Annotated in this window: 16 protein-coding genes; 9 read left to right on the top strand and 7 right to left on the bottom strand. The window is 64.3% G+C overall.

Annotated elements, in window-relative coordinates:
* Window positions 1–78 precede the first annotated feature (78 nt).
* Window positions 79–597 carry a hypothetical protein gene (locus ACVWZ4_RS33020; RefSeq protein WP_456741996.1) on the bottom strand — a complete coding sequence of 173 codons (519 nt, stop codon included), beginning with the start codon at window positions 595–597 and terminating at the stop codon, window positions 79–81.
* 138 nt (window positions 598–735) lie between these two features.
* The gene (locus ACVWZ4_RS33015) at window positions 736–1,428 is read right to left on the bottom strand and encodes an HAD family hydrolase (RefSeq protein WP_456703000.1); all 693 of its coding nucleotides are present in this window, start codon (window positions 1,426–1,428) and stop codon (window positions 736–738) included.
* Between the two features lie 154 nt (window positions 1,429–1,582).
* Here ACVWZ4_RS33015 and rpiA point away from each other — a divergent pair, with 154 nt between their 5' ends.
* From rpiA to gor, 3 genes are read left to right on the top strand one after another with little or no spacing between them, the layout of a single operon-like run.
* Window positions 1,583–2,296: a ribose-5-phosphate isomerase RpiA gene (gene rpiA / locus ACVWZ4_RS33010; RefSeq protein WP_456734798.1), complete on the top strand. Its 714-nt coding sequence runs from the start codon at window positions 1,583–1,585 to the stop codon at window positions 2,294–2,296.
* A 2-nt stretch (window positions 2,297–2,298) separates the two neighbouring features.
* Window positions 2,299–2,820: a DUF2059 domain-containing protein gene (locus tag ACVWZ4_RS33005; protein ID WP_456703002.1), complete on the top strand. Its 522-nt coding sequence runs from the start codon at window positions 2,299–2,301 to the stop codon at window positions 2,818–2,820.
* 55 nt (window positions 2,821–2,875) lie between these two features.
* Complete coding sequence (gor, locus tag ACVWZ4_RS33000; protein WP_456741994.1) at window positions 2,876–4,264, top strand: glutathione-disulfide reductase; 1,389 nt, start codon at window positions 2,876–2,878, stop codon at window positions 4,262–4,264.
* Window positions 4,265–4,304: 40 nt separating this feature from the next.
* Here gor and ACVWZ4_RS32995 read toward each other — a convergent pair whose 3' ends face one another.
* The 3 genes from ACVWZ4_RS32995 to ACVWZ4_RS32985 form a co-directional block, all read right to left on the bottom strand.
* Entirely contained in the window at window positions 4,305–5,951 is a 1,647-nt protein-coding gene (locus ACVWZ4_RS32995) for a porin (protein WP_456741993.1), read from the bottom strand.
* Window positions 5,952–6,176: 225 nt separating this feature from the next.
* Window positions 6,177–6,575, bottom strand: a complete 399-nt coding sequence (locus ACVWZ4_RS32990; protein WP_456741992.1) for a hypothetical protein — start codon at window positions 6,573–6,575, stop codon at window positions 6,177–6,179.
* 172 nt (window positions 6,576–6,747) lie between these two features.
* The gene (locus tag ACVWZ4_RS32985) at window positions 6,748–7,887 is read right to left on the bottom strand and encodes a hypothetical protein (protein ID WP_456741991.1); all 1,140 of its coding nucleotides are present in this window, start codon (window positions 7,885–7,887) and stop codon (window positions 6,748–6,750) included.
* Window positions 7,888–8,176: 289 nt separating this feature from the next.
* On the opposite strand from ACVWZ4_RS32985, the gene ACVWZ4_RS32980 reads away from it, so the two are divergent.
* Window positions 8,177–8,482 (top strand): hypothetical protein, encoded by a 306-nt coding sequence (locus ACVWZ4_RS32980; protein ID WP_456790448.1) that lies wholly within the window; start codon window positions 8,177–8,179, stop codon window positions 8,480–8,482.
* A gap of 59 nt (window positions 8,483–8,541) precedes the next feature.
* On the opposite strand, the gene ACVWZ4_RS32975 is transcribed toward ACVWZ4_RS32980, so the two are convergent.
* Window positions 8,542–9,168, bottom strand: a complete 627-nt coding sequence (locus ACVWZ4_RS32975) for an FMN-binding negative transcriptional regulator (protein ID WP_456741989.1) — start codon at window positions 9,166–9,168, stop codon at window positions 8,542–8,544.
* Window positions 9,169–9,263: 95 nt separating this feature from the next.
* On the opposite strand from ACVWZ4_RS32975, the gene ACVWZ4_RS32970 reads away from it, so the two are divergent.
* The 5 genes from ACVWZ4_RS32970 (at window position 9,264) to ACVWZ4_RS32950 (ending at window position 12,107) form a co-directional block, all read left to right on the top strand.
* Window positions 9,264–9,644 carry a nuclear transport factor 2 family protein gene (locus ACVWZ4_RS32970; protein WP_456703009.1) on the top strand — a complete coding sequence of 127 codons (381 nt, stop codon included), beginning with the start codon at window positions 9,264–9,266 and terminating at the stop codon, window positions 9,642–9,644.
* 399 nt (window positions 9,645–10,043) lie between these two features.
* Window positions 10,044–10,493 carry a TerB family tellurite resistance protein gene (locus tag ACVWZ4_RS32965; RefSeq protein ID WP_456703010.1) on the top strand — a complete coding sequence of 150 codons (450 nt, stop codon included), beginning with the start codon at window positions 10,044–10,046 and terminating at the stop codon, window positions 10,491–10,493.
* A 2-nt stretch (window positions 10,494–10,495) separates the two neighbouring features.
* A complete protein-coding gene (locus ACVWZ4_RS32960) occupies window positions 10,496–10,858 on the top strand; it encodes a hypothetical protein (protein ID WP_456703011.1) in 363 nt (120 codons plus the stop codon).
* Window positions 10,855–11,493, top strand: coding sequence for a TerC family protein (locus ACVWZ4_RS32955; RefSeq protein ID WP_456703012.1), 639 nt, complete (start codon window positions 10,855–10,857; stop codon window positions 11,491–11,493). The genes ACVWZ4_RS32960 and ACVWZ4_RS32955 overlap by 4 nt, the downstream gene beginning before the upstream one ends.
* A gap of 41 nt (window positions 11,494–11,534) precedes the next feature.
* Window positions 11,535–12,107, top strand: a complete 573-nt coding sequence (locus ACVWZ4_RS32950; RefSeq protein ID WP_456703013.1) for a TIGR00645 family protein — start codon at window positions 11,535–11,537, stop codon at window positions 12,105–12,107.
* A 21-nt stretch (window positions 12,108–12,128) separates the two neighbouring features.
* Here the strand turns inward: ACVWZ4_RS32950 and ACVWZ4_RS32945 are convergent, their stop codons facing one another.
* Window positions 12,129–13,067, bottom strand: coding sequence for a LysR family transcriptional regulator (locus ACVWZ4_RS32945; protein WP_456703014.1), 939 nt, complete (start codon window positions 13,065–13,067; stop codon window positions 12,129–12,131).
* Between the last annotated feature and the right edge of the window lie 132 nt (window positions 13,068–13,199).

The raw sequence follows: 13,199 nt of genomic DNA, 5'->3' as shown, positions 1-13,199 counted from the left end.
TCAGCGGTGCTATCGACGCAATCTAAGCATCGGACGCGGCTGAGACAATCGGGTGGTATACGAAGATTAAAACTCGGATCAGCGCTTGCCCGCGTTCGGATCGGGGAACGCCGAGCCCGCAGCCGGTGGCGGCGCAGCGGGTGGCGGCGCAGCGTCGGCCGGCGCCGCGGCGGGGGCGGCCGGGGCCGGTTTCGGCCGCTTCGGCCTGTGCGGCTTCTTCTTCACGGGCTTCGGCGGCACCGCCGGCTGGAGCTCCGCGAAAACGGGATTCGGATCGGTGGTCACCGAAGCAGGCGTGGTGAAATCGCCGGCATTCTTGATGACATTCACCGGTATGCTGGTCGGCTGGTATTTTGGTAGCGCGAAAGCGACCGTGAACGGAGCGTCGGGCGCGGGTACCGAGACCGAGCAGGGGGTCTTGCAGCCCGGACCCAGCGAGGTCGTGGCATCAGCACCCGGCGGATTGGATTCGAGCCGGACCTGGGCGGTCGGCGGCGTCGATTTGAACATGTCCCAAGACATCGAGGAGCAGCCACCAAGGCTTGTTGCTCCCAGGAGGCTCACCCCCGCTAACGCACTCGCGATGACACGACGCATGACCATCCACTTCTACTGCGACGAACCGCCACATAACCCCGCGGGGACCTTAGGGGCGTCGTTTCGGGCAAGCAACCGGCCGGCCGCGCATAGTTAATAGATGGTTAATGCACGATTCCTCAGGATATCAGAGCTAGCTCAGGGCGTTGTCGATGCCCGGGCCGTCATCAGGCTGTGGGCGGCAGGCGGCAGCTCACGCATGTGATGGATCACCCTATCGGGCTTCAGCTCGACGATCGGCACATCAGTGTAGCCGAAGCTGACCCCGATCACGGGCACCCCGGCGCGCCGGGCCACCCCGACGTCGGTTCCGGCGTCGCCCACCATGATGCTGGCTTTGACCTCGCCGCCGGCGCGGGCCACGGTCTCGCGGAAGATGGCCGGATCTGGCTTCTGGACGCCAAACGTATCGGCGCCACAGATCGCTGCAAACCGCCTGGTAAGGTCGAGCTGATCCAGGAGCCGCTTCGACAGCCATTCCAGCTTGTTGGTGCAGACCGCCAGGCGATGGCCCTGCGCCGCCAACAGGTCGAGCGCGTCCGGCAGCCCCTCGAACGGGCGGGATTCCACCGCGATATGGTCGGCGTAATAGGCGATGAAATCAGCCGTTAGCCGGTCCATCTCGGCTGGCGTGACCGAGCGGCCCTCGGCCTCCAGCCCCCGCTCGATCAGCTTGCGGGCACCGGCGCCGATCATGTTGCGGGCCGAGGCCATCGGCACCGGCGGCAGGCCTTCGCGGTCGAGCACATAATTCAGGGCGGTGATCAGGTCGGGCGCCGTATCCACAAGCGTGCCGTCGAGATCGAAGACGAGGGTGTAGGGCGAGTTCATGCAAGAAGCGCTATCGGTCCGGCCAGGCCGGCGCAAGGGGCGGGGCTCTGAGATCCGCTCATAGGCCTGTTCCGGCGAGGAAAACGAGGCTACATAGGCCGCCGCAAGCCAGTTTGACCGGCGGCATTCCTGACTTCGAGAGGCGGGCGCAAACGTGAACATGGACCAGTTGAAGCGGCAGGCTGCGGCACGCGCCCTGGACGAGGTGCGCGACGGCATGCAGCTCGGGCTCGGCACCGGCTCGACCGCCAAGCACTTTGTCGAGCTGCTGGGAGAGCGCGTCGCTGCCGGCCTCAAGGTGATCGGTGTTCCGACCTCCGAGGCGACCCGCGCGGATGCGGAGCGCTGCGGCGTGAAGCTGACCACGCTCGATGAGATCGACCATCTCGACATCACCGTCGACGGTGCCGACGAGATCGATCCCGAGCTCAACCTGATCAAGGGCGGCGGCGGTGCGCTGCTGCGCGAAAAGATCGTGGCAGCCGCCTCGGATCGCATGATCGTCATTGCCGACGACACCAAATGGGTACCGACGCTCGGCAAGTTTCCGCTGCCGGTCGAGGTGATCCCGTTCGGGCTTGGCGCGACCCGTCGCGCCATCGACAAGGCATTTGCGGAATGCGGCGTTTCCGGGCAAATGGCGCTCCGCAAGGCCAAAGATGGCCACGTTTTCGTCACCGATGGCGGCCACTGGATCGTCGATGCCCAGCTCGGACGTATTGCCGATCCAGCGAGCCTCGCCAAGGCGTTGAGCGCGATCCCCGGCGTGGTCGAGCATGGGTTGTTCATCGGCTTGGCCAGCTCGGCTGTTTTGGCGGGTGGCGAAGGAATCCGCGTGATTGAACGGCGTAAGCCGAAAGGAGACTAGGAATGAAGAGCGTCTTGAAGATCGTGCCCGCTGCGTGCCTCGCCTTCGCGTTGGCTCTGGCGGCAGCGCCTGCGATCGCGCAACAGCAGGCGGCCCCGGCAGCACCGACCCCGGGGGCGATCGCCGCGGCAAAGGAGATTTTGCAGCTGAAGAATGCCAGCGCGATGTACGCCGGCGCCGTGCCCGGCATGGTGGAGAAGGTCAAGACCACGCTGATCGGACAGAACCTCAACTACCAGAAGGATCTCAACGAGCTCGCCCCCGTCATCGCCAAGCAGCTGGCCGGCCGTGAGTCGGAGATCGGCGACGGCATGGTGGGAGTGTATGCCGGCGAGTTCACCGAGCAGGAGCTGAAGGATCTCGTCACGTTCTACAAGTCGCCGCTTGGCCAGAAGCTGCTCACCAACGAGCCCAAGGCCATCAGCCTCAGCATGCAGGTCATGAACGACTGGGCGCGGAATTTCTCCGAGGTCGTCGCGAGCGCGTTCCGCGCCGAGATGAAGAAGCGTGGCAAGGAAATCTGACGGTACCTATCTGATCAGAATCAAGATCACGCTTTAGGAGAGGTCGGAGTGGACAATGGCTGAATTCGACGTCGACCTCTTTGTCATCGGTGGTGGTTCGGGCGGCGTGCGTGCCGCCCGCATCGCAGCCGGCTACGGCGCCCGCGTGATGATCGCGGAAGAGTACCGCATGGGCGGCACCTGCGTGATCCGTGGCTGCGTGCCGAAGAAGCTGTTCGTGATCGGCTCGCATTTCCGCCACGAGCTGGAAGATGCCGCCGGCTTCGGCTGGACCGTTCCGCCCGCGACCTTCGACTGGCCGACCTTGATCGCCAACAAGGACAAGGAAATCGCGCGACTGGAGGCCGCCTACACGACCAATGTCGAGAAGTCGGGCGCGCAGATCGTCAAGAGCCGCGCGGTGATCGAGGACAAGCACACCCTCCGCCTGCTCGCGGACGACAGGAAGATCAGCGCAAAATACATTCTCATTGCGACCGGCGGCGCGCCCAACCACGGTGCCGCAATTCCCGGCATCGAGCATGTGATCTCTTCCAACGAAGCTTTTCATCTGAAGAAGCTGCCGAAGCGGATCGTGATCCAGGGTGGCGGCTATATCGCGCTGGAATTCGCCGGCATCTTCGCCGGCTTCGGTTCCGACGTCACCGTGATCTATCGCGGCGACAACATCCTGCGCGGTTTCGACGAGGACGTTCGCGCCCATGTCCGAGCTGAGATGGAGAAGCAGGGCATCACCATTCTCACCGGCTGCACGGTCAACAAGGTTGATCGCCACGGCGAGGAATTCACCACGCACCTGTCGAATGGATCGAGCCTTGCTTCCGACCAGGTGATGTTCGCGATCGGGCGGCACCCCAACGTCGCCAATCTCGGCCTGGAGAACGCCGGCGTCGCCATCAATCCTGAGAACGGCGGCATCGCGGTCGATCATTTCTCCAAGAGCTCGGTCGACGGCATCTACGCGATCGGCGACGTCACCCATCGCTTCAACCTGACGCCGGTCGCGATCCGGGAGGGCCATGCCTTCGCCGACACCGTGTTCGGCAAGCGTGCGGTGCAGGTCGATCATTCCTCGATCCCGACCGCGGTGTTCTCGCAGCCGGAGGTCGGCACGGTCGGTCTGACGGAGACCGAAGCGCGTGCGCAATTCAGCCACGTCGACATCTACAAGACGACGTTCCGCCCGATCAAGGCGACGATGTCCGGCCGCGACACCCGCGTGCTGATGAAGCTCGTCGTCGACGGCGCGACCGACCGCGTGCTCGGCTGCCACATCGTCGGCGATTGCGCCGCCGAGGTCACGCAAGTGGTCGCGATTGCCGTGAAGATGAAGGCGACCAAGGCCGATTTCGACGCGACCATCGCGCTGCATCCGACCGCGGCCGAAGAGCTGGTGACGATGCGCACGCCGACCGCGCGCTACGTGCGCCAGGCGGCGGAGTAATTGACGGGGAGCCGCGACCGGCTCCCCGCTGTCTTCTTCGTCAGAAGTCGAACGTCATGCCTGTCGTGACCGCTTCGGCCTTGTTGCCGGCAATGACGTTGTTGTTGGCATCTCGTCCGCAGACGGCGTAGCCATGTCCGCTGGCGCCGAGGCAGTAATGCGCGCCCGGCCCGTTGCGCAGATAACTGCCGACCATGTACCAGCTCACGAACGGGCTGAAATGGTACTTCACGCCGATCGCGTACTGGTCCGCGCTGGAGTCCACCGTGTTGAGCGCGAAGTCGGCGGCACCCGCCGGCGCCGAAACCGCGACCCCCGGGGTGGGATAGGCGTTGAGGACGCCGGTGCCCGGCGAGCCCGGCGAGGCGTTGGCATGAGCCCAGGATGCGCTGACGTCCCACTTCTCGACCGATTGGGTTGCGCTCAGGAAGTAGCCGTCGCGCGAACGCTCGTTGAACGCGGCGACCGTATGCTCGCGGCGCATCACTTCGTAGATGCCGTAGAGCTGCAGGCTGCCGATCACGTCGTTGAACTTGTAGCCCGCGCCGACCTTCGCGGCCCATTCGTTGGCGATGCCGACCGCACCCGCCGGCACGGTGAGAACGCTGCCGTTGCTCAGCGCGGTCACCGCCTCGTCGCCGGTCCGGTTGGTTCCTTCGTGGAATTCGTAAGCGGCGATGCCCGTGAACCCGGCCTGGTTGTAGGTCAGCGATGCGCTGTAAAGATTGCCGTAGGAGCCATCGGTACAGCCCTCCGGCGCCGATGTGGCCGGGAAGCCCGAGCCGCTGCCGCGCGACGACGTGGACGGGCAGTTGAAATCGCCGAGCGCGTAGTCGCTGTTGTCCTTGGCGGTGTTCTGGCCCGGCGAGACCATGACCGAGGCCTGGAAGCCGTTCCAGACAGGCGATTCATACCAGACCGCGTGCCCCGCGCGCCAATCGAACTCTGCGCGCAGATCGCCGCCGGTGTTGCCCATGATCGAGTTGTAGTCGCCGAGCGTGGCCGAGAACGGATCGAACTTCGCTGTGGCCTTCTTGTAGGGCGTGTCCGCCTTGCCGGCCTTGATCGTGCCCCACGGGCTCTCCATGCCGAGGAAGCTGTCGCGCGTGCCGAACGCCGCGCGTTCGGTCGGAACGGCTGCGACCTCGACGAGCGATTCGAATTGCGCGACGGCGGCCCAGCCGGGATAGCCATAGGGATCGAGATTGTGCCGCGCCCTCACGCCGAAATAGGTGAGGTTGCTGGAGACGCCGAATTTGGTGCCCTGGTCGTAGACGCCGGGATTGAAGACGTCGCCGGATAGATCGACATGGCCGTAGAGCGTCACGGTGGTGTTGTCGATGAAGGGATTGGATCCGGGCGCCTTGCTGTAGAGCGGAGCGCCGCCGATGCTGACGACGGTGTGCTCGGGCGCCGCGGGCGCCGGTGAGGGGGCGACCGCCGCATGCAGAACGGGATTGCCCTTGGGTGAAGCCGGCGCGACCGCCGTCGCCGCAGCCCTGGGCTCACCGATGCGATTGACGCGTTCCCGGAGCTGCGCGTTCTCCCTGGCGAGCTTGGCGTTGCTGCGCTCGAGCGCATCGAGGCGGGCAACGACATCGTCGATGGTTGCAGCTCGCAAGGGTTGGCTGATTGTGGTTGCACACAGGGCCGCAAAGCCTGTGCCGAGCAAAAAGGCCTTCCTCATCTGGTTCCCCTTTATCGCCGCGGACTCTCAGATGGGTCCGGGATAAAGGGGAAGGTAATGTATGCCAGATGCCATATACAATCATGCTGGTGTGCTAGAGCTTGCTTTCGCCGCGAACTGTGTCTGGAGGGCAACTGTTCCTGACAAAGCACGTCGCGCGGCGATCTGCCGCATTGCGGTGAACCGAATGCATCCCGAAAGGGCGAATGATTTCCGCGGCTTACTTCAATCGCCCCACGGCGTTTCGCCGCGTTCGAGGCGGCTGGCGATGTCGGTCTGAAACGCCGGCGGTCCGAAGGCGAACCACTCGTCGCCGATCTGGTAGACCAGCAGCCTTCTATTCTCGGTGCAAAACCGCATCAGCCAGTCCATGGCCTTCTTCTTCGGCTGCTCGCCGACCGGGACGACGACGTCGACCGGAAGGCCGCGCCAGAAGAAATTGGCGGGCAGCATGATCATGCTGGATTGATCCGGCCGCATCCAATCCGGCAGCGGGCTGGAAGCAACCAGCCAGCCGCAGACGAACTCGCGGCAGGGATGCTGCGGGCGCTCCGGATAGATCGTACATCGATGCGCGACGCTGAAGGGGCACGGCTGTCCCTTGCGCACCTTGTGTCCACGCACCTCGATCTGCAGCCAGCCGTCGCAACAGGCAGTGCAGCTTCCGCAGGTTCTGGTGATGGCGGGGCTCACGGGCGAAGCAGGTGCTCCAGGCACATCTCGATCGCTATGAACTACCAGCACCATTTACGGACGGGCAAGACCCGCAAGGGAGGAGAAGCTGCAGCACTCGCGGCTACGCGTAGAGATATCCGACCGGCTTGCCTTCGGTGCGCAGGGGACGAATGTCCTTCTGCGTGATGATCTGACCGGCGAGGCCGTCGATCTCGTCGCGCTGCGTCGGCGTCCAGCTGCGAAGGTTCTCGATGCCCTTGAGAAGACCGAGCCGGAGCACTTGCGTGTTCTCGCCGACAGCGATGAGCCTGATCGAGCCGTTGCCCGCGGTGACGACATCGCCGGCGGCGAGCTCGAACGTCTCGGAGGCCTTGTTCTTGAACTCGGCCGAGCCGCGAATGACGCGGTAAATGACGACCTCGCCCTTGGCGAACGCGGCGGCGTCCATTGATGCCGATGTGCTCTTCGGCAGCAGCGACTGGCCGCGCGGATCGGTTGCGATGATGTGGCCGGTGACGAGGTGACCGCTCGGTGTCTCGATGCCGGTATCGCGCACGTATACCGGCATGAGGGATTTGACGGAGCCGTCGCTGAGCGGCTTGAACAGCGCATCCAGCGCCAGGGGGTCCTGAAGCCAGAAGCCGGCATCGGCCGGCCGATCGTGCAACGGATGGCTCCACGCCACGCGCGGCGTCTCGGCTTCGTCGATCTGACCGGGCCCCACGATGGTCGGATTGGGAAAGCTGGTGGGATCGGTGATGAAGGCTTCGAGGAATTTGCCCGAATAGCCCATCGAGATCGGATCCGGCACCACCGTCTGCGGCGTCTTGAGGTTCTCTTCAGTCGACAGCCCCGACCAGGTGTAGAACAGCTGGCGATGCACGATCGCGCTTTGCAGCATCACGGCGCCCGGGCCGACATTGTAGAACCGCCCGTCATAGTCGAAGGTGAAGGCCCCCGAGGTGACCAGCACCAGCTGAAAACCGCCCGGCGGAAGATGCAGATGGAAGTCGGTCGGTCCGGTGTCGGGCCGGTAGATCGGCAGGTTGGTCGCAACTTCGTGGAGCAGGAAGGTTTCATTATTGGCGTGAAAGCCTTCATTGGCCCGGTTATAGAGCGCTTGCGGGCGATAGGTCGCCTCGAAGCTCGCGTCCTTGTTGCGATCGATCGCGACGAAGTCCTTCGTGTTGAGGCGGAGCGGCGTGCCGTTCGGATGGGTGAGGCCGAGCATCTTGAGATCGCCCGCAGCATGCACGTTCATGACGTTCTCCGCTCTGCGCCATTGCCAGCTCGCAACATCGTTGCGAATTTTGGGCCAGTTGGTTTGCGCAGCGGCAAGCAAGCCTGGCGCCTCGCTGCGGAGGCGGAAATCCGGTGGCTGCACTGGAGGTTAGATCGCCCGTCGGCCCTGATCGCCGGTCGGGCGTTGCGATTCCGAAGCGGTGAAGCTCTGTCTAATTTGTCGGCAAGCCCTGCCAGAGCGCGCGCAGTTGCCGATTGACATGTTGTTCATGTTTTGTTCTTATGCTGCGGCCGAGAGGGAGGCAGCTATGGACAATCGCATCAACGAACTCCGCAGAACCATCAGAGCACTCCGCGTCAGCATGCGCGAGGCCGAATCCATCATGCATGAGCAGATCAACCGCGGTGAGGATTGCAGCTTCGTGGCGCAGGAAGTCATCAAGATGCGCTCGGTCATGAGCCTGCTCGTGAAGGAGCGAACCGCGCTGGGCGATTTCGAGCCGATCTTCGTGAACAGCTTCTCCATCCCGCGGCGCCGGTCGGCGCGAAAGCTGGTGGCTCTTCCCCCGATGATCGAGTCGGTATTCCGTCCACGCCTGGTGGCGAAGGTTTGACGCGAAGGGCGGCCGCCCCATTGAACGATCGAGGCGCCGCTCCGCCCCAGCCGCTCAGCTCACGGCAGCGGGATCAGCGGCGCGACCTCGCGATCACCAGCGTCGTCACTTGCCGCAAGGCCAGCTGCGACGCCGATGCGGTCGGCCTCGGGCCGGTTCTGGCTCATCTTGCGCTTGCCCTCGAAGCGCGCCACGGGGATGCGTACGCCGACGATCCCGCGCAGCTGCGCGGCGATGAAGTCCGCGGGCGCATCACTCACCGACCACGGCTTTACGCGAGCGCCTTCGTGCCTGTTGGTCAGCCGCGTCACCACCTCAAGCAGACGCTCGTGCTCCTGAAAGAATTCCACGGGGCCATAGGCGTGCACGGCGATGTAATTCCACGTCGGCACGACCTTCTCGGTTTCCTGCTTGGTCGCGTACCAGGACGGCGTCACATAGGCGTCGGGACCTGGGAAGATCGCCAGCGCATCGCCGATCGGCTGGAGCTTCCATTGCGGGTTGGCCCTGGCGACATGCCCGTACAGCACACCTTGCTCGCCTTCGCTCTCGTCGAGGAACAGCGGCAAGGGTGTGGCGACCGGACCGTCGGTGGTGGCGGTGACGAGGCTCGCGAGGCGGGCCGCGCGGATCGTCGCGCGGATGCTCTCGATGTCGTCGTCCCTAAAGGCGGGAGGAATGTACATGGCGTTTCTCCGTTCCGGTTACGGCAATAGCCGGAATATGGCGTGATTGTATATCTTCTTTCCCTGGGGCGTCGGCTTCAAGAGCGGAGACTGAGATGGACGACCAAGCCAAACTGACGGCGCTGCAGCGCCATTGGGATGCGTCGGACGCGAATGATTTCGAGGCGGAGCATGACATTTATGGCGAGGATGCCGTGCTCGACTATCCGCAGTCCGGAGAGCGCATCCGCGGCCGCCGGAACATTCAGCAGAGCCGCTTCGTGCAGCCGAACACCAAGCGCTTCGCGGTCCGTCGGATCATCGGCGCCGGCGAGCTCTGGGTGAGCGAGTTCGTGCTGACTTATGACGACGTGCCGTCCTACGTTGTCAGCATCATGGAATTTCGCGACGGATTGGTCGCGCACGAAACGCAATATTTCGGCGACCGGTTCGATCCGGCACCGTCGCGCGCACATCTCGTGGAGCGAGCGGGATAAGGCGCGCGCTCTGTCATTGCGAGCGGAGCAAAGCAATCCAGAGTCTTTCCGCGGGGGCACGCTGGTTTGTTTCGCTCCGCTCGCAACGACCGTGTTGATGCAGTCGGGCATGAAACGTGCACGGCTGCCTGACGAATCCGCTCACGCGGAACCGGATGCGGCGGCTGGCCGCAGGCTGTTGCCTTGATTCCGGCTGACCTCCTCTTATTTTTGGAGCGAACAAGAATCCGGGCCCCTCTGGCGAGGACGCTGACCGTGTCAGCAAAACCTCGCGATGTCGGATGACCTGTCCCGCGCGAATGCGATGGATCGGCCGATCGTCGGGCCTTCTTGAGTTCTCTCCGACCCAATCGTCCCATCGCAGCTCCGCGCGGCCCTGTCGCAAGAAAAGGAGCAACGATGTCTGACGCCAACACGTCCACCCCGATCGAGATCGAAATCACCGAGCCGCGCAGCTTCGACGAGCAGGCTGCGGCGGCGCTGGTGATAGCAGGCGCGCTGGTCGCCGTGGCCGACCGGCGCGTGTCGCCGGTCGAACGCGACGAGGTGATCCGCTTCATCAGGGAGCGCGGATTGGCGCCGCATATCGAGGACGATCGCCTGTTTGCGATGTTCGATGAGCTCGCCGAACGGCTCGAAGAGCCTGATTTCGCCAATGTGGTGATCGAGACGCTGCGGCCGGTCTCGGACCTGCCGCTGTCATCCCATCTTATCGCGCTCTCGGAGCGCGTTGCAGCCGCCGACGAGGACGTGCATCCGCATGAGGTACAGGCGATCAAGCTGTTGCGCCTGCTGACGCTGGCGCTGCCGCGCGCGAAGCCGGTCGGTCCGGTAGCCGTCAAGGCGTGAGCATGAGCACAGCTTCGGAGGAGCAAAGGACGAGATCCAAGGGCGACAGCGGCCAGCCGGCTGGTGGAGATCCGCGGCTTGCCGCGCTCGTCCATCGGCTGCCGCCGCGTCTTGCCGGCGCGGTCGACTATCTCCTGCAACCGTCCAGCCGTTGGGTCCGGATTCCGTCGGGCGTCCTGCTCGTGCTCGGCGGTGTGCTGTCCTTCCTGCCGGTGCTCGGCATCTGGATGCTGCCGCTTGGTCTCGCGCTGCTCGCCGAGGACGTGCCGGCGCTGCGTGGGGCTCGCGCGAAGGTGTTCGACTGGATCGAGCGCCGCAAGCCGCACTGGCTGGATCCTGCCGCTCCCAAAAATCACCGAACATGATCGAATTCATCACCGCCGAGGCGCTGACCGCGCTGCTCCAGGTCATCGTGATTGACCTCGTGCTCGCCGGCGACAACGCCGTCGTCATCGGTCTCGCGGCCGCAGGCCTTCCGGCCGAGCAGCGTCGCCGCGCCATCGTCGTCGGCATCGTTGCGGCCACCGCGTTGCGCATCGCCTTTGCTGGTGTCGCTGCCCAGCTTCTGCAAGTGATCGGCCTGCTGCTCGCCGGCGGGGTGCTGTTGCTGTGGGTGTGCTGGAAGATGTGGCGCGAGCTGCGTGAGCAGGCGACGCTTGCGAACGAGCTCGTGCCCAGCCTTGCTGGCGGGGCGACCGACCTGGCCGCGCCGCGCAAGACCTTCAGGCAAGCCGCGTTGCAGATCGTTGCCGCAGACGTATCGATGTCGCTCGACAACGTGCTTGCGGTCGCGGGCGCGGCGCGTGAGCACCCTTATATCCTCGTCTTCGGTCTGGTTCTGTCGGTTGCGCTGATGGGCATCGCCGCCGATCTGCTCGGCCGCGTGCTTCAGAAGCAGCGCTGGATCGCCTATGTCGGCCTTGCCATCGTCGTCTACGTCGCCTTCGAGATGATCTATCGCGGCTCGCTCGAACTCGCGCCCGTGATCGCAAGTTTCTGAGATCTGTCTTCGTTTTCCCGCCTCGTTTGCTGGAGTGATCGATGTCGTCTGAACCCCAACCATCTTCGGCGAGACCGCCGGTCGGCCTGTTTCCGCGCCTGATCTTCGGATCGCGATGGCTGCAATTGCCGCTCTATGTCGGCCTCATCGTCGCACAGGCGGTCTATGTGCTGCTGTTTCTGAAGGAGCTCTGGCACCTGGTGGCGCACTCGTTCGACGCCAGCGAGCAGCAGATCATGCTGGTCGTGCTCGGCCTGATCGACGTGGTCATGATCTCGAACCTGCTGGTGATGGTGATCGTCGGCGGTTATGAGACCTTCGTCTCGCGGCTGAACCTGCGCGGCCATCCGGACGAGCCGGAATGGTTGAGCCACGTCAATGCCAGCGTGCTCAAGATCAAGCTCGCGATGGCGATCGTCGGCATCTCCTCGATCTCGTTGCTCAGGACGTTCATCGAGGCCGGCAATCTCGGCACCGTCAGGAGCAATTTCACCGAGACCGGCGTGATGTGGCAGGTACTGATCCATCTGACCTTCATCATCTCGGCCATCGGCATCGCCTGGGTGGACCGCCTCGGCGATAACGGGCATCGCAAGGAGAACGCTCACGCCTGAGCGCCGAGCGAACCACGCAGATCAGGCGATGGGCGGATAGGCCGAATTCTCCCGCCGTTCGCGCTCGCCCAGTTCGCGCACCAGTTCCTGGAGAAATGATTCCGTGAAGGCGGGCAGCGTGCGCTCAGCGCGGACGTAGATGCCGAGGTCCGACCATAACGGGCTGCCGGCATTGTCGAGTGGCAGGAATACGAGCTGCCCGTCGCGTGACAGCCTGCCGATGCCGAGCTGGGTCTGGAAGGCGACGCCAACGCCGCGCACAGCCAGCTCGCGCATCAGGTCGATCGAGTTTACTTGAATAGCAGGCTCCGGCGTCTCCGAGAGCTGCGCGATCAGCGGCTGGAGCAGATGATAGATCGACAGCTCCGGCAACGCCTGGATGACGGGAAAGGCGAGGCATTGCTCCAGCGTCACGGTCCTGCGGCGCGCCAGCGAATGCTCGCGGGCAACGAGGGCGCCGAGGCGGAAGCGTTTCAACGCGACCTGCCGCAGGTCTGGTGGATGCTTGAGGGCAATGGCGATGCCGATATCGGCCTCGCCCCGGCGCAAGGCTTCGAGCACGTCGGACGATCCCATCACCTCGGTGGTGAAGCTGACGCGACGCGCCCGGCTGCGGTGCGAGGCGATCAAATCCGGCAATACGGACTCGGTGAGGGACTCGATGCAGGCGATGCTGACATTGCCGTGCCAGGCGCCGGACAGGGACGCAACGTCGGAGCGGAAGCGATCGAGGTCCTGCAGCACGTTCATGACGTGACGCGCCAGCATCTCGCCAACGGTGGTCAGGATCAGGCCGCGCGCCGTCCGCTCGAATAGGGGTGAGCCAACTTCTTGTTCAAGCTTGAGAATTTGGCGGCTGACCGCCGAGGAGGCGACGTTCAGGAGGCGCGCTGCGGCGCGGATCGAGCCGGTGCGACGGACGGCGTGGAAGTACTGGATGGCCGGTGAGTGAAAGCGCATGGGACCCTCCCGGCACTATAGCCGTTGCCGAAACGGCAGCAACATGTACGAATTTCTCTGCCTTTTGAGGACGCGCGTTTCACCCTAGTGTCACGGGCTGACGGGCCCTTCGGGCCCGCGCGGCGGCGCGCC

The sequence above is a fragment of the Bradyrhizobium sp. USDA 4472 genome, from assembly GCF_054058595.1.
The sequence above is the reverse complement of the archived record's forward strand: the minus strand, read 5'-3'. Positions and strand labels throughout refer to the sequence as shown.